At 71.2% G+C, this 24,329-nt stretch carries 21 protein-coding genes and 4 tRNA genes; 16 read left to right on the forward strand and 9 right to left on the reverse strand.

Features of this window, described 5'->3' with window-relative positions; genetic code table 11:
* Nucleotides 1-42: 42 nt before the first annotated feature.
* From OXR63_RS08795 to OXR63_RS08810, 4 genes are all read right to left on the reverse strand, one after another.
* Nucleotides 43-3,432: an ATP-binding protein gene (locus tag OXR63_RS08795; protein WP_267422034.1), complete on the reverse strand. Its 3,390-nt coding sequence runs from the start codon at nucleotides 3,430-3,432 to the stop codon at nucleotides 43-45.
* Entirely contained in the window at nucleotides 3,429-4,220 is a 792-nt protein-coding gene (locus OXR63_RS08800; protein WP_267422039.1) for a DUF4194 domain-containing protein, read from the reverse strand. The genes OXR63_RS08795 and OXR63_RS08800 overlap by 4 nt, the downstream gene beginning before the upstream one ends.
* Complete coding sequence (locus OXR63_RS08805) at nucleotides 4,217-5,785, reverse strand: DUF3375 family protein (protein WP_267422041.1); 1,569 nt, start codon at nucleotides 5,783-5,785, stop codon at nucleotides 4,217-4,219. Before OXR63_RS08805 ends, OXR63_RS08800 begins: the two co-directional genes overlap by 4 nt.
* 144 nt (nucleotides 5,786-5,929) lie before the next feature.
* Nucleotides 5,930-6,002: transfer RNA gene (locus OXR63_RS08810), tRNA-Val, on the reverse strand.
* A gap of 349 nt (nucleotides 6,003-6,351) precedes the next feature.
* Here OXR63_RS08810 and OXR63_RS08815 point away from each other — a divergent pair.
* The 6 genes from OXR63_RS08815 (at nucleotide 6,352) to OXR63_RS08840 (ending at nucleotide 9,340) form a co-directional block, all read left to right on the forward strand.
* Nucleotides 6,352-6,423: transfer RNA gene (locus OXR63_RS08815), tRNA-Gly, on the forward strand.
* Between the two features lie 82 nt (nucleotides 6,424-6,505).
* A tRNA-Cys gene (locus OXR63_RS08820) sits at nucleotides 6,506-6,579 on the forward strand.
* Between the two features lie 35 nt (nucleotides 6,580-6,614).
* Nucleotides 6,615-6,689 (forward strand) — tRNA-Val (locus tag OXR63_RS08825).
* A gap of 109 nt (nucleotides 6,690-6,798) precedes the next feature.
* Nucleotides 6,799-7,173, forward strand: coding sequence for a hypothetical protein (locus tag OXR63_RS08830; protein ID WP_267422043.1), 375 nt, complete (start codon nucleotides 6,799-6,801; stop codon nucleotides 7,171-7,173).
* 39 nt (nucleotides 7,174-7,212) lie between these two features.
* Nucleotides 7,213-8,709, forward strand: coding sequence for an insulinase family protein (locus OXR63_RS08835; protein ID WP_267422045.1), 1,497 nt, complete (start codon nucleotides 7,213-7,215; stop codon nucleotides 8,707-8,709).
* A 103-nt stretch (nucleotides 8,710-8,812) separates the two neighbouring features.
* Nucleotides 8,813-9,340, forward strand: a complete 528-nt coding sequence (locus OXR63_RS08840) for a hypothetical protein (protein ID WP_267422047.1) — start codon at nucleotides 8,813-8,815, stop codon at nucleotides 9,338-9,340.
* A 9-nt stretch (nucleotides 9,341-9,349) separates the two neighbouring features.
* Here the strand turns inward: OXR63_RS08840 and OXR63_RS08845 are convergent, their stop codons facing one another.
* Both OXR63_RS08845 and OXR63_RS08850 read right to left on the reverse strand, forming a co-directional pair.
* A complete protein-coding gene (locus tag OXR63_RS08845; RefSeq protein ID WP_267422049.1) occupies nucleotides 9,350-9,826 on the reverse strand; it encodes a phosphohydrolase in 477 nt (158 codons plus the stop codon).
* 31 nt (nucleotides 9,827-9,857) lie between these two features.
* Nucleotides 9,858-10,640: a hypothetical protein gene (locus OXR63_RS08850; protein ID WP_267422050.1), complete on the reverse strand. Its 783-nt coding sequence runs from the start codon at nucleotides 10,638-10,640 to the stop codon at nucleotides 9,858-9,860.
* A 490-nt stretch (nucleotides 10,641-11,130) separates the two neighbouring features.
* Between OXR63_RS08850 and OXR63_RS08855 the strand changes: the two genes are divergently transcribed.
* From OXR63_RS08855 to OXR63_RS08865, 3 genes are read left to right on the forward strand one after another with little or no spacing between them, the layout of a single operon-like run.
* Complete coding sequence (locus OXR63_RS08855) at nucleotides 11,131-11,724, forward strand: ABC transporter permease (RefSeq protein ID WP_308202157.1); 594 nt, start codon at nucleotides 11,131-11,133, stop codon at nucleotides 11,722-11,724.
* 2 nt (nucleotides 11,725-11,726) lie between these two features.
* The gene (locus tag OXR63_RS08860; protein ID WP_267422051.1) at nucleotides 11,727-12,506 is read left to right on the forward strand and encodes an ABC transporter permease; all 780 of its coding nucleotides are present in this window, start codon (nucleotides 11,727-11,729) and stop codon (nucleotides 12,504-12,506) included.
* A complete protein-coding gene (locus OXR63_RS08865; RefSeq protein WP_267422052.1) occupies nucleotides 12,506-13,444 on the forward strand; it encodes an ABC transporter substrate-binding protein in 939 nt (312 codons plus the stop codon). The genes OXR63_RS08860 and OXR63_RS08865 overlap by 1 nt, the downstream gene beginning before the upstream one ends.
* 14 nt (nucleotides 13,445-13,458) lie before the next feature.
* Here OXR63_RS08865 and OXR63_RS08870 read toward each other — a convergent pair whose 3' ends face one another.
* Nucleotides 13,459-14,466 (reverse strand): DMT family transporter, encoded by a 1,008-nt coding sequence (locus OXR63_RS08870; RefSeq protein ID WP_267422054.1) that lies wholly within the window; start codon nucleotides 14,464-14,466, stop codon nucleotides 13,459-13,461.
* Nucleotides 14,466-15,305 (reverse strand): DeoR/GlpR family DNA-binding transcription regulator, encoded by an 840-nt coding sequence (locus OXR63_RS08875; protein WP_267422056.1) that lies wholly within the window; start codon nucleotides 15,303-15,305, stop codon nucleotides 14,466-14,468. The genes OXR63_RS08870 and OXR63_RS08875 overlap by 1 nt, the downstream gene beginning before the upstream one ends.
* Before the next feature lie 179 nt (nucleotides 15,306-15,484).
* On the opposite strand from OXR63_RS08875, the gene OXR63_RS08880 reads away from it, so the two are divergent.
* The 7 genes from OXR63_RS08880 (at nucleotide 15,485) to OXR63_RS08910 (ending at nucleotide 23,518) form a co-directional block, all read left to right on the forward strand.
* Nucleotides 15,485-16,825: an extracellular solute-binding protein gene (locus OXR63_RS08880; protein WP_267422058.1), complete on the forward strand. Its 1,341-nt coding sequence runs from the start codon at nucleotides 15,485-15,487 to the stop codon at nucleotides 16,823-16,825.
* Nucleotides 16,826-16,833: 8 nt separating this feature from the next.
* Nucleotides 16,834-17,790: a carbohydrate ABC transporter permease gene (locus OXR63_RS08885; RefSeq protein ID WP_267422060.1), complete on the forward strand. Its 957-nt coding sequence runs from the start codon at nucleotides 16,834-16,836 to the stop codon at nucleotides 17,788-17,790.
* On the forward strand, nucleotides 17,790-18,692 hold the full coding sequence (locus OXR63_RS08890; protein ID WP_267422062.1) for a carbohydrate ABC transporter permease: 903 nt from the start codon (nucleotides 17,790-17,792) through the stop codon (nucleotides 18,690-18,692). The genes OXR63_RS08885 and OXR63_RS08890 overlap by 1 nt, the downstream gene beginning before the upstream one ends.
* A 44-nt stretch (nucleotides 18,693-18,736) precedes the next feature.
* Nucleotides 18,737-19,885 carry an SIS domain-containing protein gene (locus tag OXR63_RS08895; RefSeq protein ID WP_267422065.1) on the forward strand — a complete coding sequence of 383 codons (1,149 nt, stop codon included), beginning with the start codon at nucleotides 18,737-18,739 and terminating at the stop codon, nucleotides 19,883-19,885.
* Between the two features lie 355 nt (nucleotides 19,886-20,240).
* On the forward strand, nucleotides 20,241-21,635 hold the full coding sequence (locus OXR63_RS08900; RefSeq protein WP_267422066.1) for a hypothetical protein: 1,395 nt from the start codon (nucleotides 20,241-20,243) through the stop codon (nucleotides 21,633-21,635).
* A gap of 301 nt (nucleotides 21,636-21,936) precedes the next feature.
* A complete protein-coding gene (locus OXR63_RS08905; protein ID WP_267422067.1) occupies nucleotides 21,937-22,941 on the forward strand; it encodes an alpha/beta hydrolase in 1,005 nt (334 codons plus the stop codon).
* Between the two features lie 61 nt (nucleotides 22,942-23,002).
* Nucleotides 23,003-23,518 (forward strand): hypothetical protein, encoded by a 516-nt coding sequence (locus OXR63_RS08910; RefSeq protein WP_267422068.1) that lies wholly within the window; start codon nucleotides 23,003-23,005, stop codon nucleotides 23,516-23,518.
* 6 nt (nucleotides 23,519-23,524) lie between these two features.
* On the opposite strand, the gene OXR63_RS08915 is transcribed toward OXR63_RS08910, so the two are convergent.
* Nucleotides 23,525-24,181, reverse strand: a complete 657-nt coding sequence (locus tag OXR63_RS08915) for a hypothetical protein (RefSeq protein ID WP_267422069.1) — start codon at nucleotides 24,179-24,181, stop codon at nucleotides 23,525-23,527.
* Between the last annotated feature and the right edge of the window lie 148 nt (nucleotides 24,182-24,329).

A 24,329-nucleotide genomic window follows, 5' to 3' on the forward strand; every position in this document is an offset into this window, starting at 1 on the left:
CGTGTCGGCTCGCCGGACGACGAGGCGACACGAAGTGCGATCTCACGCGGTCGACGACACCAGCGCGGGCTCCCGACGGATCTCCGTCACGGACGAGTGGCCCGTGTCGGGGTGCTTCCGCATCGAGAGCAGGCGCTCCATCGACGGCTCCAGCGCCGTGACCTTGTCGAGCGGCGCACTCACCACGAGCTGGAAGCCGAGCCGGAGCCACGCCGTCACGGCACGACCGGCGAACTCGGAGTCCGCCTTGATGAACGCCTCGTCGAGGAACACCGGCGCGAACCGCGGCCGTGGCCGGGTCTCGTCGCCGAGCTGGTAGCGCAGTGCCGCCCCGACGATGAACGCCACGAGCTCCTGCGTCTCGCCGCCCGACTTGTCGCCGAGGGACGAGTACACGCCGAGGTCGTTGCCCTCGGTGTCGTAGCGCACCGCCGTGATCTCCATGTGCCGGCGGACGTCGAGCACCGCGTCGCGCTGGGTCGTCCGGCCGCGGGCGGCGTCCGGCTCGACCCGGATGACGGCCATGAAGCGCCGGAGTCGGCGGAACCGGGTCTCCAGCACGTCGTCGGTCAGCTCGGTGTCGACCGACGCGGACAGCGCCCGGAGCTCCCGGCGGAACTGGGAGACGTCCTCGCGCGTGACCCGGCGGATGACGATCTTCAGGCGGTCCCGGTTCGCACCGAAGGGCAGGTCGCGGAGGATCTCGTTGACGGGCTCCAGGCGCTCCTCGATCTCCACGACGGCCCGGTCGAAGGCCCCGGCGAGCGGGACGAGGTCCTCGCCGCTCCACTGGGACAGTCGTCGGCGCCACTCGCTGCGACGGGCGTGCAGGCCGGTCGCGACGATCTGGTCGAGGATCGCGCGGTAGTCCGGGTACGACGCCACCCCGGTGCCGAGGTTCGGGTCGGCCCAGGCGTCCTGGTACCGCTGGAACGTCAGGGTCAGCGCGTGGGACGCCGAGGCGGCCCCGTCGAGCGCCTGGGTCAGCCGCTCCTCGAGTCGACGGCGCAGGCGCTTCGTGGCGTCGTCGAAGCCGTCGATCCCCGACGGGGCGCCGACCTCCTCGAACGTCTCGGCCAGCAGGCGCGCCTGCTCGTCGTCCGGCAGCGCCGCCGGGGCGTCGTCGAAGCGCGACAGGATCTCCGCGGCGGCGTCCTGGCCGTCGACGAGCACGCCGTGCCGGTCCTCGAGCCGCTGCACGGACAGGCGTGCGGCGGCCCGGCGGTCAGCGGCCTCGTCGAGCGAGCCACGGAGCCGGGCGACCGAGGCCCGCAGCGTCCGCAGGCCGTCGTCGGCCGCGAGCACCGCGTCCCGCTCTGCCGACAGCCGCGCCAGCGACGCGTCGACGCCGGCGACGTCGATGCCGTCCCACGTGGTGTCGACCAGGTGCTGGTGCGCCGCACGGAGGGCGTCGAGCGCGGCGATGTCCTGCGCGACGTCGGTGCGTCGGGCCTCGAGCGTCGCGAGGTCCTGGGCGATCGAGGCGAGCTCGGCCTCCACCGCGACGACCCGTGCCTCGTTCGTGAACCCGATGACGTTGGCCTGGCGCCGGTCGCCGTGCGCGCCGCGTCGGCCGTCCCGGAGCTGTCCGGACTCGGTCACCCGACGGCCACCGCCACCGAGCTCGGCGGCGGACGCCACGCACCTGGCGTCGATCCGGTCGGACTCGATCCGGGAGCGCACCCAGGTGCTGAAGGGGGAGTCCTTGATGGCGAGCTTGCCGGACACCATCGCGGGGTCGCCGTCGACGTCGAGGTGCGGACCCGCTGGCACGCCCTCGAACTGCACGCGGACGCTCAGCTGCAGGGCGTCGATCGCGGCGCTGAAGTCGTCGAGCCGGTCCTGGTCGACGAGCAGTGTGCGGGCGACGGGCGCGAGCACGGACTCGATGGCCGTGCGCCAGCGCTCCTCACCGGGCAGCACGTCGAGCAGCTCGGCGACGTAGGGCAGGTCGGCGGGGTCGATCCCGGCGGCGCGCGCCATCGCGACCCGGGCCTCGTGCATCGGCAGCGGCATCGCGCCCTGGCGGTGCTCGAGCGACTGGCGCTCCTGGCGCAGCGACCGCTCACGGTCGAGGAGCGGGTACTCCTCGCGCGTCAGGGCGTCGCGCCGGGCGTCGAGGTCGTCACGAGCTGCGGCGAAGGTGCCGAGGAACTCGTGGGACGCGCGCTGCGCCTCGACGAACTCCTGCTCGGACGTCACCGGCGCCCCGAGCACGTCCGTCCGGTCGTCGAAGGTGGACCGGGCGCGCACGACGACGTCGCGCTCCCGCGTGCGGCGGTCGATCCGGTCCTCGAGCTGCGCGAGGGCGTTGCCGCCGGAGTCGCGCAGCCGGGCCTCGGCCTCGCGGAGCTCGATCTCAACGGCGGCGTGCCGGGCGGATGCCGCCTCGACCTCGGCGCGGGCAGCCGTGCGCTCCCGGCCGTTCCGCGCGACCTCGTCGTCGAGCAGCTCGCGCTTCCGCGACGCCGTCCAGTGCGCGAACGGGGAGACCTCGGACCCGGTGGCGATCCCACCGAGGGCGTCGGCCGCCGCCCGGGAACGTTCGATCTCCAGGTGCAGCTCGGTGATGGGGGAGAGGATGCGGACCTTCCGCTCCTCGGTGTCCATCGCCTCGTACGCGTCGTCGAGCGCGGCGAAGTGCGCCAGCGCCCGGTCGGCGGCCTCGTACGTGCCGGGGGTCTCGAGCACGAGCGACTTGTAGAGCGAGTCGACCGTCGGCATGTGCTGCCCGGCCTGGATCCGCGCGAGCAGGCGCATCGCACGGTTGCCCCCGCCGGAGTCGCCGATCCCGAGCCGCGTCTGCAGCGTGTACGCGAGCTCCTGGTAGGTGTCGCGGATCACGAGCCCCGGCACCCGGCCGGTGAGCTCGAGGTGGCTGAAGCGCGACGGCACGAAGTCCTCGAGCCGCCGCAGGTCGAAGGCGTCGTCGACCGTCGCCATCGTCATCTGGATGTCGCCGACCCCGCGCGCCCGCTTCGGCACGATGTACGCGCGCAGCACCGTGAACTGGCGCTCGTCGTCGTTGCGGAACGTCACCGCAGCCGCGCCCCACGTCGTCGTGTCGTCGCCGCGCAGGTTGACGTCGCGGAGGCTGCCCGACTCCGGGTCGCGACGGGTGTCGACCTTGCCGCGCAGGTACGTGAGCAGGTTGCGCTGGTCCGCGCTGCGCGCCCGACCGGTGGTCGCGTCGTTCGAGGCACCGTTGAACGGCACGTCCGACGGCATCATCACGGCGAGGTAGGCGTCCATCAGCGTGGACTTGCCCGTTCCGGAGGCGCCCGAGATGAGCGTCGCGGTGCCGGACAGCTCGATCTGCCGGTGGCCGTGGAAGCCGCCCCAGTTGACGACCTGCATCGACTCGGCGCGCCACTGCGCGACGGTGTCGAACAGCGCGGGGATGCCGCCGCTGTCCATCCGGTGGTCGCTCACGCGGACTCCTCCTCGGTGTCGTCGGTCTCGGCGTCCAGGTCCAGGTCGAGGTCGGCCGGGAGGCTCGGCCCGGGTCCGTCAGGTGCGTCGCCGCCCCCGGTGGTCGCGCTCGCCAACCACGTGTCGAGCTCGAGCAGCCGTTCGAGGGGGAGCAGGACCTCCACGACGCTCGCGATCCGGAAGCGGTCGGGGTCGCTCGTCCTGAGCAGCACCCGGGCGGTGACGAGCCGCTCGACGGCCTTCGCCACGCGGCCCTCGTCGCGGGTGCGGTCGGTCGCGGTGGCCGGTCGGAACCCCGCCACGTGCGCGAGGATCTCGGACCGGTCGACCACCACCTGGTCGGGGCCCGGCCGGCCGTCGGCGCGCAGGCGCATGCGGAGCCAGACGAGGACGATGGTCTCCTCGCGGGTGTACGGCACGTCGCGGAGCAGCGTCGGGAAGCCCCGGCGCTGGCTCTCCGACCGGGCCTGGCGCTTCCACGCCACCTCGCGGTCCCGGTCCACGTGCAGCTCGAGGAACAGGTCGTTCAGGCGCGACCGCAGCTGGTGTTCGGCGTCGAGCACGGCCCGCCACTCGTCGGCGTGCGTCCGCGCGCTGACGTACGAGTGCCGCAGCAGCGCGACGAGCGCGCGGCGCTGCGGGTCGTCGAGCCGACCCTCGTCGCCCTCGAAGAGGGCGAAGCTCGACTCGTCGCGGTCGTCCTCGGGGACGGAGGCGGCGTCGTCGAAGGGGTCGATGCCGTCGAACTCGTCCGTCTCGTCGACGGATGCCGGCGTCGTGTCGGTCACCGGGCCTCCAGGGTGTCGTCGTCGTCGTCGCCGGACGGGACCGGTGCTGCCAGGTCCGCCGTCGGCATGGTGAAGGTGACCGCGGTGCCGTCCGGGCGCACCGTGTGGTGCGGGACGGTGGCGGCCGCGGTCTCGAAGTCGGGGCGCCCGGTGAGCAGGTGTGCCAGGCCGAAGAGCTCGACGGGGCGGCGGTGCTCGGGCGGCAGCCCGTGGAAGGCGCGGTCACTCGACTCGGCGGTGCCCGACCGCAGCACGGTGCGGAGCTCCGCGAGCAGCGGGCCGCCGTGGCGTCGGAGGGACTCGACGTCGAGCTCCTCGAAGACGTCGTCGTCGGGTTCCTCGATGAGCGGCGGGACCGCCTCGGTGTCGGGGTCGTAGAAGCGCTCGCGCAGGGTGCCGACCTCGGCGACCGGGGGCAGGAGCTCCAGCGGGACGCGGTCCCGGGCGCCGCCGCCGTCCATGAGCGCGGCGAGCCGACGGTTGACACTGCGCAGGACGGCGTCGAGCTCGCGGTCCCGGACGACGTCGTGCGCGACGATCTGGTCGCGGAGCGTGCCCGTCAGGAGCCGCCGCTGGGCGAGCACGTCCTCGATGCCCTGGCGCAGGATGCTGACCGTGTTGCGGAAGGTCCGGCGTTCCGCGCTGGTGAGGCCCGCGGCGAACGGGTGCTCGAGGATCGTCGCGATGTCGTCGCGGAGGCGCAGGAGCAGGGCGTCGTCGCGGAGCAGCTCGAAGGCGCCCTCGAAGGCCCGACCCTCGGGGGTGGCCTCCATCAGGGTGTCCGTGCGGGCGAGGTAGTCGTCGAGGATCTCGCCGATCGGACGGACCTCGTTGCGGAAGTCCTCGACGATCTCGCGGTGCATCGACGCCACCGCTTCCTCGACGCGCTTGAAGTCGCTCGGCAGCTGCCGGATCAGGTCGGTGATGTTCGTGTAGCCGTCGCGCATCCGGTCGGCGTCGACGACGGCGGGCTCGTCGCCGGAGGCCAGACGGTCGCGCTCGGCCTGGAGTTCCGCGATCTGGGCGTCCAAGCGGCGGATCTGCACCGCGGGGTCGGGCTCGGCGCGGGCAGCCCAGCGGTGCACGGCATCGACGATCATCGCCAGGCGGCTCTCGCTGATGAGTGCCCGGTCGGAGGACAGTGCGTCGACGAGGCTGAGGGCCTCGAGCGCGTGGGACGTCAACGAGTACTGCTCGTCACCGTCGGGGGAGTTCGAGCGGACGAGCCACTGCGCCGTGACCCACTCGCGGCAGAGGGCGCGGCCGTTGGGGCGGTTCTCGTCGGTTGCTTGTGCTTGTACTTGTACTTGTACTTGTACTTGTACTTGTACTTGTGGTGCTGGTTGTTCGCTCGCGGGGACCCGGGCGCCCGTGGCCTGCAGGCGGGTGACGTGTTCCTCGACCTGCAGGTGCATCCGGTCGGCGGGGACGTACTGCACGTCGCGGTCGAACACCGTGCGGAAGACGGCGAGCACGACACCGCTCGTCGGGCGGGACATCAGCCGGAGCGTCGGACGGTCGAGCACGGCACGGACCCGTGCGTACTCGAGGTCGACGTCGGTCATGCTGCCCCTGGTGGTCGGTCGGGTCGTGGTCTGGTTGGTCGTGGTCTGGTTGGTCGTGGGATGCAAAGAGCCCGACGCGGCTGCGTCGGGCTCTCTTGGTGTTCTTCAGCCCTGATGGTGTTCTTCAGGCACTGGGTGGGTACGTGGGCGATACCAGACTCGAACTGATGACCTCTTCGGTGTGAACGAAGCGCGCTACCAACTGCGCCAATCGCCCCTCGCACTTGCGTGCGGATCGATAGTAGCGGATGCGCGGCGGTGTGCCGAACCGCGTGTCGCCGTCGCGCGCGTCGCGGTTCGCGGGGTTGGTCGCGCTGCTCGGCTCTTCTCCGCGCTGCTCCGCGCTGGTCCGCGCTGCTCCGCTCGGTGCGAGCTTGGCCACTCCGTGCTGCCCCACGAGCTCGCACGGAGTGGTCTGCGGCGCTCCACCTGAGCGACCGAGCACCGTGCGAGGGCCCCGATCCGCATGAACCCGGGGGACACGCCCGGTGAACGGGAATGATTTTGGAGAAAGGGCCCCGAGTCGGATAGTGTTTACGAGTCGCCGCGAGAGCGGACAACGACATGCGGATGTGGCGCAGTGGTAGCGCATCACCTTGCCAAGGTGAGGGTCGCGAGTTCGAATCTCGTCATCCGCTCGAGTACTGGTTCCCCCGGGGGCCAGTTTCTCACCAGAGGGTATCCCACCGTTCGGGTACTCACGGAGACGTGAACCTCGATGGTGGGGTGGCCGAGAGGCTAGGCAGCGGCCTGCAAAGCCGTCCACGCGGGTTCGAATCCCGTCCCCACCTCCAAGACTCTGTCGGACCTCGGTCTGCAGGGACTCTCTGGGCGATTGGCGCAGCGGTAGCGCGCTTCCCTGACACGGAAGAGGTCACTGGTTCGATCCCAGTATCGCCCACCACCACGAAGCCCCCGGCAGGACCACCAGGTCCGGCCGGGGGCTTTCGTCGTTGCAGGAGGTTCGGTCGGGCGTCGGCCGCGTGCAGCCGGGCGGTCCGTACGATCGAGACGTGTCCCGGACCGGCAAGCCCTTCGCCCAGTACTCGACTGCGCTGCCCGACGGCCGCATCGCTGTGGAGGTGTCGATGTCTGATCCGTTCCGCGTCACCGTCGTGCTCGTCGCGACCAGCAAGCGGGACGCCCTCGACCAGGTGCGCGGACTCGGCGGTGCGAACGTCCACGTCTCGAAGATCTTCCACCCCAAGCACGCCGCCGTGCAGGCGCTGCTCCGGGGCGGACACGACGGGGTGTTCGCGCCGGAGCCGTTGGACGGCACGTGGTTGCCGCTGCCGGAACTCCCGGCGTTCCTCGACGGCACCAGCCGACAGCTCGCTCGGTACGACACTCGTGCGTTCGACCGGCGGTACGCCGAGCACGCTCCCTGAGCCACACCCCGCGTGCTCGCGTCGGTGGTGCGCGCCGGGATGCGACACTTCGATGTGCTTGAACAGAAACGTCCGGTCTCCGTCCTCCACGAACCAGCAGACGGCGTCGTCGTCGCCCGGCTCGCGTTCGGAGTGGGGTCCTGCGACGAACCAGTCACGGTGGCGGGCATCACGCATCTCGTGGAGCACCTGGCCGTTCGTGGCGCTCTGCCGATTGCGCTCCCACACAACGCCACGACGGCTGACCACGTCACCGTCTTCGAGGTCCAAGCGACGACGACTGACCAGGCGATGACGGCCCTGCAACGCCTCGCCGATTCGATCGGTGGCCTCCTCGAGGTGTCGGACGACGACGTCACCCACGAACGGAAGATCCTCGCGGGCGAGGACCGACTCCGCTACCACGAGCAGGTGGCGTCGGTGCACACGGTCCGGTTCGGACCGGCGGGCCTCGGACGGGCAGGTGCTGGCTCAGCGGCGGTGGCAGCGACCACCGCCGCGGAGCTCCGCCGATGGGTCGCGGAACGCTTCGTGGCGGAGAACGCCGTGGTCACCGTGGCCGGAGGCCGCGCTCCCGCTTCAGCCATCGATCTCCGACTGCCGTCCGGGGAGCCGGCGGGGCCGGTCGGGAACGGAACGGGATCGACGCGCGACCGCGTGCTCGCTGCGTCCCAGTTGAGCGGGATCGCGGCCTCGGTCGTGGTCGCGGCTCCCGTGGCGAGGCTGCTCGAAGCTGTGGTCGAACACGAGCTGTTCGCGTCGCTCCGGATCACGGCTGGCCTTGCCTATGCCGTCGAAGCACACACGCTCGACGTCGACCGCGAGACGGCCGTGGTGGCGGTCGTCGCGGAGACGGAGTCAGATGACGCGGCTCGAGCGACCGACCTGGTCATCGAGACCCTCCACCGGGTTGCAGCACAGGGCCCGAGCGATCAGACGATAGCGGCCATCGACGCCGCCCGTGCGCTGAACCATCTCGACCAGGCTGCCCGGGCCGACGCTCTCATCTGGGCGTCGATGACGGAGCGGCTGCGTGGGGTCGGACGTCCTGTCCGGTTCGACACCGCCGTCTCGACGGTCGAGGTGGACGAACTCCGCGCAGCGCTCACACCAGCGCTGTCCACGCTCGTGGTCTGTGTCGATGAGGACGCCGAGGTGGACCTCCCGACGCTCGCACAGCGCCACGGGCTGAGTCATCGCTCGTCCGAACCGGGACGGCCGCTCCAGCAGGGTGTCCGGCTCCCGAAGCGCAGCCGGAACTCGTACCGGGATGCGTTCCTCCCTGGCTGGGCATCCGTCCACGTCGAGATCCACGGCCATGAGCTCGTCATCAAGCCGCGCGGAAGCGAGGCGAGGATCCTCGACCTGCGCGAAGCCGCTGTCGTCGGTACGCGCGGTGACGGCGGTGTGACCGTCGTCGACGCCGACGGGAACGCCTTCCACGTCCGCGCCGACGAGTGGTGGCGAGGCCCGAGGTTCGTCAAGTCCGTCATCGCGGCCACGCCGGCACACCTCATCCGGCGATTCGCCGACTGACTTCGGGGGGGGGGGGGGCAGCCGGCTCTCGCGGACGTTCGTCGGTCCTGCCGACAGCCGAGGCGAGTGAGTGAGTGAGTGGCAGGCTGGCCTCATGCAGGGGATGAGCAGGTGGCCGCTGTGGTCGGTGATGGTCGTCCTCGCTGTCGCGTTCGGCGGGTCCTGGTACCTGTCGACGTTCATCTTCATGCCGTCGGACACTCCCGCGGGCATCCGCGCGCTCGGGGGCCTCATCACCGGCGCCCTCTTCGGCGTCTTCTTCGGACTCTGGCTCGGACGGCAACGACGCGGCATCGGCGCCGCTGCCGACCAACGCGTCCTCGGGAGGGCGATCCGCCGCGGCGAACTCCCGGCGGACGCCGATGTCGACCAATGGCGGCAGGCGCTCACGCACTACCAGCAGCTGTACCGGCGGCAGCGGCGGCTCGGGCCGGCGGTGTTCGTCGTCGCGCTCGTGCTCGAGGCCTCGCTCGCAGTGGCGGGCCGTCCGTTGTTCTGGCTGGCCGCCGCGTTCTTCGTCGTGATGCTCGTCGTCACGCTCGTGCAGACCCCGAAGGTCCTGCGGAACACGGCGGCGATGCTCACCGAACTCGACCGACGAGAGCGCACGAGCGGCTTGGACGGCCGGTGACACGTCGCTCTACCGCGGCACTCCGAACTCGTCGAGCACGTCGCCGAGCGTCGTCCCCAGCAGCGCCGCCGTCCGTTCGTACTTCTGCTGCAGTCGTGCGCGGGTGTCCTCGCCCGTGACCGTCGCGAGCCGACTCGGGTCAGCGTTGTGGCTCACGTCGGCGCGCTTCACCCGGAGCGCGATGCCCGACGGATCGGCGACGACCCGAGCGATCGACTGCTCGAGCGTCTCGCCACGGCGCTTCGTCACCGCGTCGACAGCGAGGACCTGCTCCACGGTGAACCCCATCGCTCGGAGTTCGGCGAGGGTGATGTCGGTGTCCTCGACGACGTCGTGGAGGAACGCAACGACCTGCTCGTCGTCGGTGGTGAGCCGCTCCGCCACTGCGGTCGGATGCTCGATGTAGGGCCGGCCGACCTTGTCCACCTGCCCGGCATGCGCGCGGGTCGCCACATCATGGGCCAGGGACACCAGGTCAGTCGTCATGGAGCCAAGCGTGGCACGGCCTTCCGACAGGTCAACGGCGAGAGCCGACCACACCGGACACCTCCGTCCCGTTGCCGTCCGGCCACCACACGGACACGGTCTGCCCGTCCTCGTCCCGGGGTGTCTGTTCGAACGCGGCGACGACCTGCTGCGCTTGCCGTCTCGTCGCGACGACCGCTGTCACCCCTGTTCCGCTGACTTCCATCCGGTGGACGCCCGGGTGGGCCGAGACGACCCGCGCTGCCGTGGCGATGGTGGTGTCCGACGCTCCGAACAGTCCCGTCACGCCGGTGGACATCGACCAGTTCCTCGCCGTCCCGACGTACACCCACGTGTCCGCCGGGTCATCGAAGTGCGCCCGCAGCCAGGCCGCGGCAGCCATCACCGATCCTGGAGTCTGAACGCGGACGGTCGTGGAGCCTCCGTCCACCTGCGCGACGGTCACCCCGGGCAGGGCCGCTGCCTCCGTCGCCACCCCGTACCCCTGGTCGTCCACCAGCAGCGGCGCAGCAGTCGGTGACGGTGTCGCACCGGACGGGTTGGACAGCTCCAGTTCCCACGCGGAGAGGTCGCCGCCTGCAGCCGCGCTGACCGTTCCCCTTGACGGTCCGAGTGTCGCGCGGACCGCGCGGACCTGCTCCAGCGTGAACCCGGATCGGACGTGCACGGTGAAGTCCGCTGACCACGGCGCCGTTCGCAGGTACTTGCGGGAGGCACAGTGGGAGTCATCCGGCTGCCAGAACCGCGCGCGTACCCGGGTCACGCCGGGCAGCGCCTCGAGACGAGCCGACGTCGGCTCGTACTGCGCTGTCACTGACGGTCCGGGGTCCAACGGGGCGCACCAGCCGGTGCCGGAGCATCCGGAGAGGGCTGCCGCGACGGCTGCCCCCACAGCAGCGGCCGCGACCCACCGGATTCTCCACATGGACACCACTGTGCCGCGACCCCGGGGCCGACAGGCCAGCCAGAGGGGTGGCCTGTGCCTGCGGACACATCATCCTGCTGGTGATCGGGCCGCCCGACGACGGGCCGGCCGGATCCTGTCGGACCAGGCGTCCACAGCCACCTGATGACGGCACGGGCGGCGTCTGGAGCAGCTCGCAATCCTCCTCGGCCAGATCCGCGCTTCGCGGCTACCCTGAGGGTCAAGCAGCATTCCGGCGGAACGACGGTCCCGCTCGCGGCTGTCCGATGCGGATTGGGATGCTGAGCTGAACTGGATCATCGCGAACTTCGGTCTCATCTGGGGCCTCACCGTCACGCACGCCGCGCTCGCTGCGGTCCCCGTCGTCCTCGGGTTCGCCGTGGCGGTGCCGCTTGGCTGGGTGGCGAACCGCTGGCCGGCAGTCCGAGCGGTCATCGTCGGCGGCGGCAGTCTGCTCTACACGATCCCGTCCTTGCCGCTCTTCGTGATCCTTCCTTACCTGCTCGGGACCCGCATCACCGACCCCGTGAACATCGTCGTCGGGCTCTCCGTCTACGCGGTCGCCATCATGGTGCGCCTGACCGCCGACGCGTTCGCCGCTGTCCCGGCGGACGTCATCGACTCGGCGACCTCGGTGGGCTTCTCGGCGTGGACGCGGTTCTGGGCGGTCGAGTTCCCGTTGGCGGGGCCGGTCCTCCTCGCTGGGATGCGGGTGGTCTCCGCGAGCACGGTCGCCCTGGTCTCGGTGGGTGCCCTGGTCGGTTCCGCGAACATCGGCTTCCTGTTCACCGACGGGCGACAGCGGCAGTTCCTCGAGGAGATCCTCGTCGGCGTGGTGGCGAGCCTCGTCATCGCCCTGGTCTTCGACACCGTCCTGGTGCTCATCGGTCGCGTCCTGATGCCGTGGTCGCGTCGGGCTCCGCGACAGCCGCGGCGTCGAGCGGCACTCGTCACGGTCGAGCGAGGGGCCTGACCATGCAGTTCTTCCTCAGCGCGGTCGCCTGGCTCCTCGACCCGGCCAACTACCGTGCCGGACTCCAGAGTCCGCTGCCGATCCAGGACCGCATCGTCGAGCACCTCCTCTACACGGTCGTCTCGGTCGCGATCGCCGCCGTGATCGCGCTGCCACTGGGGCTGTACATCGGGCACACGGGCCGGGGGCGCGGCTTCGTGATCGCCTTCAGCGGCTCCATGCGCGCGCTGCCGACACTCGGCCTCCTCGGCACGCTCTTCGTCGTCATCGGGTTCACCGTGCCGTTCACGCAGACCGCCTTCATCGCGTCCGTGATCGCGTTCGTCGTCCTGGCGATCCCCTCGATCCTCGCCGGGGCGTACGCGGGGGTGGAGTCCGTGGACCCGGTGACGGTCGACGCTGCGCGCTCCGTCGGGATGACCGAGCTGCAGATCCTCCTCAAGGTGGAGGTCCCGCTGTCGCTCCCGCTGATCATCGGTGGGATCCGCGCGTCGGTCCTGCAGGTCATCGCGACGGTCGTCATCGCGTCGTACGTCTCGCTCGGCGGCCTCGGAGCGATCATCTCGACCGGCATCAGCCTCAACGACAACGACCTCATCCTCGGCGGAGCGTTGCTCGTGACGGCGCTCGCTCTGGTGATCGACGGGCTGTTCGCGCTCGTCCAGCTCCTCACACGACGCGGCCTGCACGGCCAGACCCGCCGCCGTCGCACACGCGTCCGCGCACTGCCCCTCCGGCGCCGCGCGGTGACCGTACCCACCCTCGACGAAAGGAACCACTGATGTCCACAGCAGGCACCAGAACACGCATCCTCGCGGGGGCGGTGGCGATCGGAGCGATCGTGGCGCTCTCGGGATGTTCGACCTCCGACCCCACGAAGGCAGATCCGGCCAGCAGCTCCGGATCCGGTGGCACGCCGATCGTGGTCGGTTCGTTCAACTTCCCGGAGAGCGAGATCCTCGGCAACATGTACGCGCTGGCGCTGAAGGACGCCGGCTTCGACGTGACGACCAAGTTCAACCTCGGCCCCAGGCAGACCACGATCCCCGCGCTCAAGGACGGGTCGATCAACCTGATGCCGGAGTACAACGGCAACCTGCTGTTCTTCTATGACACCAAGGCCGCCGCGAAGACGACCGCGGACGTCGACGCGGCACTCGAGAAGGAGGTCCCCAGCGACTTCCAGGTGCTCGAACCGTCGCCGGCACAGGACAAGGACGCCTACGTCGTGACCCAGGCGATGGCGAAGGAGAAGGGCCTGACGTCGATCGCCGACCTGTCGAAGATCGAGCCGTTCACGCTCGGCGCCAACCCGCAGTTCGGCACACTGCCGTACGGCATCCCCGGGCTCAGGTCGACGTACGGCGTCGACAAGGTGACCTTCAAGTCGATCGAGGACTACGGCGGGCCCGACACGGTCAAGGCCCTCGTCGACGACACCGTACAGGTGGCTGACATCTACACGACGTCGCCCGACCTGACGACGGAGAAGCTGCAGGTCCTCAAGGACCCCGAGAACCTGATCGCGGCCCAGAACGTCCTGCCGTTCCTGAACAAGGACATCTACAGCGCCAAGCTCGCCTCGGTGCTCGACAAGATCTCCGCGAAGCTGACGACGGACGACCTCATCGCGCTGCGCAACCGCGTGGAGGGGAGCGAGAAGGCCCAGGCGACGACCGCGGCGAAGGACTGGCTGACCAAGGAGGGGCTCCTGAAGTAGGAGGGACCTCCGGGTCAGGCGGTCTCCGGCACAGGGGCGCGCCTGACCCGGATCACGAGGGCCATGCCGAGGACGGTGACGAGGATGCCGGCGAGCTGCACGGCCATCGGGACGGGTGCGAGGTGGAGCAGCGCCGACCCGACCCCGACCAGCGGTGGGACGGCCAGGCCGAGCAGCGCCGACCAGGACGCCCCCGCGGTCAGGATCAGGCGGTGCTGCAGGAGGTAGACGGGCACGTACACGACGACGCCGAGCACGGCGAGCATCCCGATGACGTTCCAGCTGACCCGGTCTCCGCCGACGACCGCCGTGGCCGCCCAGAGCACCAGCGGGATGCTGCCGACCGCGAAGACCGGCAGGATCCGCGGCGCCATCGGCCCGACGTGTCCACGGTTGACCCGCGCGAAGAAGACACCGTAGAAGGCCATCGACCCCATCGCGGCGAGCGCGGAGACGGTACCGATGAGGACGTCTCCTCCGAGCGTGCCGTCCAGGCGGGGCAGGACGTACAGCACGGCGCCGCCGATGGCGAGCACGGTGCCGATGCCTGTGGACAGGGACGGCGCGGCGCGGGTCATGACGCTCTCGGCGATGAGCACGGTGGCCGGGGTCAGTGCCAGGACGAGGGTCGGGAGAACCGGTCCGGCGAACGCGATCGCGACCGTGGAGCACACGGTGTAGGCGCTCACACCCGAGAGTGCGAGCAGGACGAGCTGCCACCAGCGGTACGGTCCGGAACCGCTGCGGACGTCGGGCGCGGGCGTCCTCGCGGCGCTGCTCGTCGCCCGTGCCGTCGTCCACCAGCTCAGCGCGGACAGTCGGCCGACGGTGAAGACCGTCCGACCGGCCGAGACGACGGCCGTGCTCGCGTCGTGCAGTGCGGCGCCGACGATGAGCCAGGTGGACGCGAGGAGCAGGACCAGCGCGCTCGAGCGCCAGAGGAGGTCGAGCCGATGACGAGGGGCGCGCCCGGGAGCGGGAACGGGAGCCGACGGCGACGTCGTCGTCGTGGTGCGCCGCATCAGTCCGTCGCCCGCGAGCGACGCTCGACCACGTGCACCCGCACCCCGAGGTCGGTGATCCGCTCGAGCTCCGCCGGGTCGGCGCCGTCGTCCGTGACGAGGTCGTGTACGCCACGCATGCCGACCACGGGTGCGAGCGTCGTCCGGCCGATCTTCGACGAGTCGGCCACGACGATGGTCCGCTGCGCGTTGGCGATCATCGCCGCGTTCGTCCTGGCCTCGGTCTCGTCGTGGGTGGTGGCACCGCCGACGGCGCTCACCCCGTCCATGCCGACGATCGCCGCGCCGACGTTCATGGCCGCGAAGGCGTTCTCGGCCAGCACCCCCACGAGTTCGAACGAGTGCGGCCGGATGGTGCCCCCGGTCATCACGACGCGGAGGTTCGGTCGGGCACCGATCTCGCTGGCGGTCGTGAGCGAGTTGGTCACGATGGTCAGTCCGTTCCGGAACACCAGGGACCGGGCGACCGACGCGGCCGTGGTGCCGCCACCGATCGCCACGGCGAAGGGACCGTCGGGAAGGAGTGCGGCCGCAGCCCGTCCGATCTGCTGCTTCAGGCCGCGCGACTGCCCCTCCCGCAGGCGGACCGGGATCTCCGACGTCGGCACCGCGATGCGTGCGCCGCCGTGCGTCCGCGCCAGCAGTCCCTGCTGCTCGAGGTCGGCGAGGTCGCGGCGGGCGGTCGCCGGGGAGACCCCGAGTGTGGCGACGAGGTCCTGCAGGGTCACGGCGCCCTGGTCGGTGAGGAGCTCGAGGATCGCGAGCATGCGGCGGGACCGCTTGCCCGAGCCCGAGGCCGGGGACGCCGACGCGAGCGCGGAGACGGAGTCGTCGAACATGAGAGCGAGCGTAGCGGTCAGTCATTCTGATCGTTTCGCTCGCAATGCTGGTCGATTCACCCCTGAGGTTCCAGGATTCCTGAGCATGACCCGTGTCGCCTCCATCCGCGCCGGCAGTGTCGTGTTCCCGCGACGGCTGCTGGCCGACCTCCTCTGACGCGATGACGAAGGAGTCCGCAGTGACCAGAACAGGAACCCGCCGGGCCGCGGCCGGCCGTCGCCGGCGCGCACGGTGGATCGGGGCGGCCGCCGTCCTGGCGGTGACCGCGTCGGCACTCGCCGGCTGCGCCACCCCGGGCGCGACCACGCTCGACACGTCCGCGCCCGTGCACCTCACGATGTGGTCCGGGCAGAGCGACCAGGCCGAGAAGCTGCTGCAGGCCCTGGTCGACGAGTACGAGCGCGCGCACCCGAACGTGACGATCGACATGTCCCCGGGTGCCTCGTCGACGGACGAGCTCCTGCAGAAGCTCGCGGCGTCCTTCGCGGGCAACGACTCGCCCGACATCTCGTACACCTTCGGGTCCTGGGCGAGCCAGCTCGAGCGGTCGGACCGCACGCTCGACCTCCGGGACACGGTCGCCGAGCCGGGCGTGCACTGGGACGAGTTCACCGCCGCCGCGCGCAACACCGCGCAGCCGACGGGTGGCAAGGTCATCGGGTTCCCGGCGGTGGTGGACAACATCTCGCTGCTGTACAACACGACGGTCTTCGACCGCGCCCACGTCGCGTACCCGACGGCTGACTGGACGTGGGCGGACTTCCGGAAGGCCGCGAAGCAGCTCACCGACAAGGACAGCAACACGTTCGGCTACGGGTACTCGGTGTCCGGCAGCGAGGAGACCACCTGGCAGATGTGGCCGCACCTCTGGCAGGACGGCGGCTCGATCCTGTCGAAGGACGGCAAGCGGGCCGCGTTCGACTCCCCGGCCGGGGTGAAGTCGCTCGGTTCCCTCCGCGACATGGCCGTCAAGGACAAGAGCGTCTACCTCGACCAGACGGACACGAAGTTCGCGCAGCTGTTCGAGAGCGACCGGATCGGCATGATCACCTCCGGACCGTGGGAGCTCTCCGCGCTGAAGACCGCCGGCACCTCCTACGGCGTCGTCCAGCTCCCGGGGACCGACGGCGACCACCAGACCGTGTCCGGGCCCGACCTCTGGACCCTCTTCGACAACCACGACGTGAACCGCGCGCACTGGGCGACGGAGTTCACGAAGTGGCTGACGGCGAAGGAGCAGGACGAACGCTTCAACGTCGCCGTGGGCAACCTGCCGCTGCGCTCCAGTGAGGCGACGAGCGAGGCGTTCCGGAAGCAGGCGAAGGCGCTCCCCGGGCTCGACGCCATGCAGGCGAACTCCGCGAACGCGAAGCAGACCAGGCCGACCGTCCCGGGCTACAACGGCCTGTCCGAGGCGTTCGGCAACGCCGTCGCACACGTCCTCCAGGGCGAGGGCGACCCGAAGACCGCACTCCGGCAGGCGAGCGTCGCCGCCGACAAGGCACTCCGCCAAGGCTAGGAGGACCCATGACCACGTTCGCACTCCGCCCCACCGAACCCGCGAAGCGCCCGGACGACCCGGGGAAGGCCCGACGTCGCCGTCGGTCCGCCGCGTCCGTCCGCGAAGGACTCGCCGGGTGGGGCTTCGTCGGCCCCGCGCTCCTCATCGTCCTCGGACTCACCGTCTTCCCCGGCGTGTGGGCCCTGGTGCTGTCGTTCCAGAGCTGGGACGGCTTCAGCCCGGCGACGTTCATCGGTGGGCAGAACTACGCCGACCTGGTGACCGACGAGGGCGTCCGCGCCGCCGTCGTGCACACGGTCCTCTACACCGTGCTGTTCGTGCCGGCCTCGTTGCTGCTCGGACTGGCGCTCGCAGTCGCCCTGAACCGACGCATCCGCTTCATCGGGCTCTACCGCACCGCGATATTCGTGCCGTTCGTCGCGTCGGCAGCCGCCACCGGCATCCTGACCACGTACCTCTTCAGCCCGCAGTTCGGCATCGTGAACAACGTGCTGCGGGTCCTGCACCTGCCACAGCAGGGCTGGTTGGAGGACCGCGGCGAGGCCATGCTCGTGATCGTCATCATGTCGCTCTGGGGCCAGGCCGCGTTCACGACCGTCATCTACCTCGCGGCGTTGCAGGACGTCCCGGGAGACGTGATCGAGGCGGCCCGGATCGACGGCGCGAACGCCTGGCAGACGTTCTGGCGGGTGGTCTGGCCGCACCTCGGCCCGGTCACCGCGTTCGTCGCGATCTACCAGACCCTCCAGGCCGTGCAGCTCTTCGACCTCGTCTACGCGACCACCCGCGGCGGGCCCCTCGACGCCACGCAGACGATCGTCTACTACCTCTGGAAGACCGCGTTCCAGAACCTCCAGTTCGGGTACGGCTCGGCGATCGCCTACGGGATGTTCTTCGCCACGCTCGTCGCCACCGTCGTCGTCACGCTCGTGCAGCGCCGCGCGGGAAGGAGCTCCTTCTGATGTCCACCGAGACCCAGGTCCTCGACACCCCGCTCCGGCAGGGCGCCCTCGTGTCGTCCCGGTCGGACGGCGCCGTCCGCCGCCGGCGCGGCTGGCCCTTCAGCCCCTGGCACCTGCTGCTCCTGCCGGTGTCGCTGCTCTTCCTGCTGCCGTTCGTCGAGATGTTCCTGACGTCCGTCGAACCAGCGTCGGAGATCAACAGGTTCCCGCCGTCCTTCCTCCCGACGCAGTTCACCCTCGGCGGGTACGCGCGGCTCTTCGCCGACTCGGACATCCTGCACTGGCTGCTCAACACGGTGATCGTCTCGGCGTCGGCGATCGTCTCGCACCTCGTCCTCTGCTCGCTGGCCGGCTACGGCTTCGCGCGGCTGCGGTTCCCGGGGCGCACCTTCGGCTTCCTCGCGATCCTGGCGACGATCATGATCCCGTCGCAGCTGCTGATGATCCCGACGTACGTCATGTTCGCCCGCCTCCACCTGGTCGACCACCTCGGCGCGGCGATCGTCCCGTGGCTCGCATCCGCGTTCGGCATCTTCCTGATGCGCCAGTTCTTCCTGTCGCTGCCGGCGGAGCTCGAGGAAGCGGGCATGATCGACGGCTGCACCCGGCTGCAGGTCTTCTTCCGCATCGTGCTGCCACTGGCTCGCCCGGCCCTGGCGACCCTGGCGATCTTCACCCTGCTCGGCTCGTGGAACGACCTGGTCTGGCCGCTCGTGGCCATCAACAACGACCACGCCTTCACGCTCCAGCTCGGCCTCACCAACTTCCAGGGGTCCCGGCGGACCGACTGGTCGTTGCTCATGGCGGGGAACGTCGTCGCGACGCTCCCGCTCATCCTGCTGTTCCTGGTCGCCCAGAAGCAGTTCGTCGCGACCATGGCGTCGGCGGGCCTCAAGGGCTGAGCGCCCACGATTCCCGCCACCCGCCACCACCGGAAAGGAAGACCGTGACCGCAGACGTCACCATCCCCGCCAGCTCCACCCGCGGCGAGATCCACCAGCAGCCGCAGGCATGGCGCGACCTCGCCGTGCTCCTCGACCGGGCACGGGAGGACCTCGACGCCTTCCTCGGCCGAGCACTGGAGGACCCGCGCACCCGCGTGGTCTTCACCGGTGCAGGCACCTCGGCGTTCGTCGGCCGCATCGCCGCCGAGTCGCTCCGCGGTCGGTCCGGCCGCCGCTTCGACGCCGTGGCGAGCACCGACATCGTCGCGGCACCGCGGACCCTGCTCGCCGAGGACCTCCCCGTCCTGCTCGTCTCGTTCGCCCGGTCGGGCAACTCCCCGGAGAGCGCCGCAGCGACGGAGCTCGTGGACGCGTTGGCACCCGTCGCCCACCACCTCGTCGTCACGTGCGACCCGTCCGGTGCGCTTGCCGTCGCACACCGCGACCGCGCGGACTCGTTCGTGCTCGTGATGCCGCCGCAGACGAACGACACCGGCTTCGCGATGACGTCGAGCTTCTCCAGCATGCTGCTCGCCGCCCTCCTGGCGTTCGTCCCGTCGGACGCCGCCGCGCTCGACCGGGTCGTCGCGTCGGGGGAGCGGGCACTCGGTGCCGAGGACACCCTCCAGCGCATCCTCGACGTGTCGCCGAGGCGCATCGTCTTCCTGGGCGGTGGCACCCTCGCCGGGCTGGCCGAGGAGTCCGCGCTGAAGACGCTCGAACTGACCGCCGGCGGCATCGCGGCGTTCCACGACACCCCGCTCGGGTTCCGGCACGGTCCGAAGGCCGTGCTCGACGACGAGACGGTCGTGGTCGTCCTCCGGTCGGCCGACCCGACGGTGCGGCGCTACGACGACGACATCGTCCGCGAACTCCGAGCCGACCGGCCCGGTCAGGTGGTGGTCGTCGGCGCCGACGGGCTGGAGGGTGCCCCAGTGTCGGACCTCGACCTCGCCTTCCCCGAGGTGGACGGACTCGACGACGGTCTCCGCGCCGTCGCACTCGTCGCCGTCGCGCAGCTCCTCGCCCTGCACGCCTCCGTGCGGCTCGGGTGCACGCCCGACAACCCCTTCCCCGACGGCTCGGTGAACCGCGTCGTCCGGGGCGTCGTCATCCACCCCCTCGACGGCGACCACGGAGCGCGGGCGTGACCCTGTTCCTCGGCCTCGACGGCCGGGGGACCAAGACGGCCGTGGTGCTCGTCGACGCAGACGAGCGGGCACGGGCTCGCTGACCGACGGCGAACGCGGGGCGCACACCCACCGCGCCGGCGGCTGGAGTGAGCTGATCGTGGCGCGACGCGGCTCCCGTTCAGCGCTGACCGCGTGGTCGGTGGTGGAGGCGACCAGGCAGGGCCGGGAGGCTCGGTCCGGGTCCGCCACCGAGCCTCCAGGACGGCCGTCTGGTCCGGTCAGACGACTGCGTTACGCTCCCGCCATGCTCTGGGGGAGACGACGGACACGTTCGGTGACGGTGCTGACCGCTGTGGGGGTCGCTACCGTGTTGATGGTCAGCGGCTGTTCGGTCCACGTCGACGCTGGTTCGGCCGGCGCGCTGAAGGCGGAGCAGGCGCTGGCGAAGATCGACGGCGTGCGGTCGGTCTCCGGCCTGGGGACGAACAACCTCCCGTTCGCCGGCACCGTCACGGCGTTCGTCGTCACCGACGACGACCTGTCGGACACGAAGCTGCAGACCGTCACGGACGCGGTCGGCCGGTGGGCAGTGCAGCACACCGGAGCCTCCGTGTCGTACTCGGCACGCGTCGAAGCGGACGGGTTCGGGTTCTTCGTCGGCCGGCACGCGTCGGAGAGCAAGGAGGTCCTCGGCGTCGTCGACGACCTCCGCTCGGGTGGGCACTGGCTCGGCGGCAGCGTCAGCGCTCCGGACGCGTCCGGCCGGGGGAGTTCCTCGATCCAGCTCGACGTCGAGCGCCCGTCGGACCTCGTCCGCGGCTGGGACGCGGTGCGGGAGGTCGCCGCCGCGGCGGGGTGGAAGGACGTCTCACTGACGGCCGCAGCCTGGAACAAGCCCGAGAAGAGCACGCTCAGCCGGCACAACCCCGACTCCAGCATCTCCAACGCCGACAGCCGTGTCGAGGACGTCCACGGTGACCCGTCCGCCGAGGTCGCCGCGTACCGGGCGGTGAGCGCGGCGCACTCGGTGACCAGCGCCTCCGTCCAGCCCGGACGCATCCACGTCCACCTCGCCGACGGCGCGGACATCGACGATGCCGCTGCGCTGATCAAGCGGGCAGCACCGGACACCGTGGCGCTCGTCGACGGCGGCATCATCACCACCGACGACTCCGGCGACGCCGGCGAGAAGGCCGACCCTGGCGAGTACGGCGAAGCGAACCGCCTCGCCCGCACCATCGACCGTCCGGGAGTCTCCGCGATCGTCCTGAGGGGGCCGGCTCTGGTGACGGTCACCGCCGACGGGACCGACAACGCGCTCAGCGCTGCGGCGACGCTCGTCGCCGCGTCCCCGACGGCACCGGTCCAGACCCTCGAGGTCGGCTCGTCGAAGGCCGCGCTCGAGGACCGCGGGGAGGACGGCTTGCTGCTGAGCGGCTCGGCGTCGCGGTTCGGCGACTCGGTCACGGTGGGTCGCCAGCTCACGGGGTTCCTGCCCGCTCGCGTGTCCCTGTCCGACGCGAACGCCTCCGTCACGGTCACGCTGCCGACGGCGGAGGACGCTCCGGCCCTCGTCGCGGCGCTGAAGCCGGTCGTGCCGAGCGGGACCGCGTTGCAGGTGCGTCTGGCAGGGCAGCCCTCCGAGACGTGGGCGGAGCTCACCCTGCGGGACGGCACCCTGGGCGTCGACGCGCTCCGGTCGGAGTCGGAGCGGAACGACACCCGGACACGTCTGAGCGACGCCGTCCGCGACGCCTGGAACGGCTGACCCGGTCCGGGCGGACCACGAGAGGCGTGCCGCGACCGCTGCCCCCACGGCAGCGGTCGCGGTCGACCGGATTCCCCATCCCACGGCTCACTCTGCCCCCGCGATCGGCCCCGCACATCAGCCGCGAGGACGAACTGTGTCCCGGGACACAGCCGGGTCGGTCTAGTGAGACTCACGGCGGTTCGCGCCTGCTTGCCTTCCAGTGAGGTATCGTCGGCGCGAGGGAAAAACGCGGCTGTCGTCAGCCGCGGCGACACGTGGTCCGGGTGGACCGCCACTTCTGGATCACCAGGAGTGTGCCGTGACCGACACGATGTCCCGTCCCCCGTTCGACCCCGAGCTGCAGGGGTTCCTCGACCGTCTCCATGCGCGCGGGCCGTTCGTGCTCACACGCGAGATGCTGCCGGCGATGCGAGCGCTGGACGTGTCCGAAGCCGAACTCGACGACCGGCTCCGGCAACGCGGCCTCGAACGCCGGTCGGTTCGTGTGCCCGTCGACGACGGCACGACGATCGCCCTCGCGGTCATCCAGCGCATCGGTCGGACGGGCACAGCTCCGGCGTTCTTCACCATCCACGGCGGGGGGATGATGTTCGGGCACCACCTCGGCAACCTCGAGTCCTACGACGACTGGCTGCTGACCCACGACGTGGTCCTGCTGAGCATCGACTACCGTCTGGCGCCGGAGCACCCGGACCCGGTGCCGGTGGAGGACTGCTACGCCGGACTCGTCTGGACCGCCGACCACGCCGAGGAGCTCGGGATCGACCCGACACGCATCGTGCTCGTCGGACAGAGTGCCGGCGGAGGCCTGGCCGCGGGGACGGCGCTCCTCGCCCGGGACCGTGGCGGGCCCGCTGTCCACGCCCAGGTCCTGGTCTCGCCGATGCTCGACGACAGCGACTCGACGACGTCCACCCACCAGATCGACGGCATCGGCGTGGCCGACCGGGCGATGACCCGGTTCGGCTGGGACGCGTACCTCGGCGACCACCGCGACGGTGAGGTCTCCATCCACGCGGCACCGGCACGCGCGACCGATCTGCGCGGGATGCCGCCCACCTACCTGGACTGTGGCAGCGCCGAGGTGTTCCGCGACGAGACCGTCGCCTTCGCCAGCCGCCTCTGGGCTGCCGGGGTCGACGCCGAGCTGCACGTCTGGCCCGGGGCCTTCCACGGGTTCACCAGCATGGTGCCGCACGCGGTCGTCTCCCGCCGCGCGGTCGCCGCACTCGCCGACTGGACGACGCGACTGCTCGGGCCGGGACCGCTCGCCGCGGGTCCGGCTGCTCCTGTCCGAGGCTGAGCTGGACCAGGCTGACAGCTGGTTCGAGCGGCGCGATGCCGGGCGCCGGTAGCGTTCCGGCATGCGATCCCGACCGACGCCCGAGCAGTTCGACCGGCTGTTCGCCGACACGGACCGGTACCGCGACCACGCCGACTGGCCGACGGACGGCACCGACCTCTTCGACGAGACGCCCACCGTGCAGTACTACGTCACGGGCAACTCGCAGGTGAGCGGCTGCCATCCCGATCCCGACCACATCCTGCGGGTCACGCACGAGGGCGGCCAGATCCAGAACGGTCGACTGGCACTCGGTGTGTGGCAGAAGGTCGCGGTCGTGCAGCCCGACGGCCGCGTCACCACCTGGGCGACGGAGCCACGGGCCGCGATCGTGGAGGTCGGCAGGGTGTCCACCACGCCCGGCTACGACCTGTGGCCTCTGCTGGAGGCGTCGGCGGACGACCCGGCGTACCCGACGCCGTTCGAGGACTCCCGGGCCGGCCGCCGCGAGGCGATCGACCTCGCGATGGTCGCGGCCCGACGAGCCGGCAAGCCCGTGCTCGTCGGGCACTTCCGGCGCAGCGTCGACTGGTACTGACCCGGGTCAGGACCCGGACGTCGGGGACTCGGTCGGGGCCGACGGCGCGTCGCTCGGCTTCGGGGCGTCCTTGCCCGGCTTCGGCGGCTCCGGCGCGTCCCTCCCGTCCTTCGGAGCGGCCGGAGCAGCTGCGCCCGGCTTCGGCGCCGCGTCGCCACGCGGCGCACCGGCCGGTCCGCACGTCGCGCCGGGACCACCGGCGGCAGGACCACCAGCGGCATCGCCCGCGGCCGGCCCTCCCGCGGCCGGCCCTCCCGCGGCCGGCCCTCCGGCGGCCGGGCCATCAGTCGGAGCCCCGGTGGGAGCTCCACTCGGTGCCCCAGTTGGTGCCCCACTCGGCACTCCGGAAGGAGCACCGGTCGGCGCCCCCATCGCACTGCTGCCCCCGCCGTCGCTGCCCGCGGCGACCGCCGCGGTGACGCCGACCCCGCCGATCAGCACCGCGACGACGGCCGCGCCGATCCCGAGTCGGCGACGAAGGCCCTGCCGGCGACCCCGCTCGCTGCCGGCGGCCGACGACGCAACGGAGGCCGAGCCTCCCGGCTGGTGCTCGGAGGTCGCGGCGAACTGCTCGGTCGGCTGGGCGTCACGGCCGAAGCCGTCGCGGGGGTACTCGCGGGTCGGGTCGGCGTCGTCGTCGTGGTGGTCGTGGTTCGTGGTCATGGTCGCTCCAGTTCGTCGTCCGGCGGTGTGCCGGTCCGGCGGTCCTGCCGGTGACGACCACGGTCGAAGTCGAATCTGAAGCAGGACTGAAGCCCAGGTGCTGCACAGGTGGCTCCATGCTCGGTGATTGCCGGATCGACCACCGTGT

This window comes from Curtobacterium sp. GC_Cur_3 (assembly GCF_026544205.1).
Lineage (GTDB): Bacteria > Actinomycetota > Actinomycetes > Actinomycetales > Microbacteriaceae > Curtobacterium.

Excerpts from the sequence above, each read along its gene's own strand:
- OXR63_RS08865 (WP_267422052.1), top strand. The coding sequence starts at position 12,506 with ATGTCCACAGCAGGCACCAGAACACGCATCCTCGCGGGGGCGGTGGCG.
- OXR63_RS08875 (WP_267422056.1), bottom strand. The coding sequence starts at position 15,305 with ATGTTCGACGACTCCGTCTCCGCGCTCGCGTCGGCGTCCCCGGCCTCG.
- OXR63_RS08915 (WP_267422069.1), bottom strand. The coding sequence starts at position 24,181 with ATGACCACGAACCACGACCACCACGACGACGACGCCGACCCGACCCGC.
- OXR63_RS08885 (WP_267422060.1), top strand. The coding sequence starts at position 16,834 with ATGACCACGTTCGCACTCCGCCCCACCGAACCCGCGAAGCGCCCGGAC.
- OXR63_RS08840 (WP_267422047.1), top strand. The coding sequence starts at position 8,813 with ATGAGCAGGTGGCCGCTGTGGTCGGTGATGGTCGTCCTCGCTGTCGCG.
- OXR63_RS08910 (WP_267422068.1), top strand. The coding sequence starts at position 23,003 with ATGCGATCCCGACCGACGCCCGAGCAGTTCGACCGGCTGTTCGCCGAC.
- OXR63_RS08890 (WP_267422062.1), top strand. The coding sequence starts at position 17,790 with ATGTCCACCGAGACCCAGGTCCTCGACACCCCGCTCCGGCAGGGCGCC.
- OXR63_RS08900 (WP_267422066.1), top strand. The coding sequence starts at position 20,241 with ATGGTCAGCGGCTGTTCGGTCCACGTCGACGCTGGTTCGGCCGGCGCG.
- OXR63_RS08805 (WP_267422041.1), bottom strand. The coding sequence starts at position 5,785 with ATGACCGACGTCGACCTCGAGTACGCACGGGTCCGTGCCGTGCTCGAC.
- OXR63_RS08860 (WP_267422051.1), top strand. The coding sequence starts at position 11,727 with ATGCAGTTCTTCCTCAGCGCGGTCGCCTGGCTCCTCGACCCGGCCAAC.
- OXR63_RS08835 (WP_267422045.1), top strand. The coding sequence starts at position 7,213 with ATGCGACACTTCGATGTGCTTGAACAGAAACGTCCGGTCTCCGTCCTC.
- OXR63_RS08845 (WP_267422049.1), bottom strand. The coding sequence starts at position 9,826 with ATGACGACTGACCTGGTGTCCCTGGCCCATGATGTGGCGACCCGCGCG.
- OXR63_RS08870 (WP_267422054.1), bottom strand. The coding sequence starts at position 14,466 with ATGCGGCGCACCACGACGACGACGTCGCCGTCGGCTCCCGTTCCCGCT.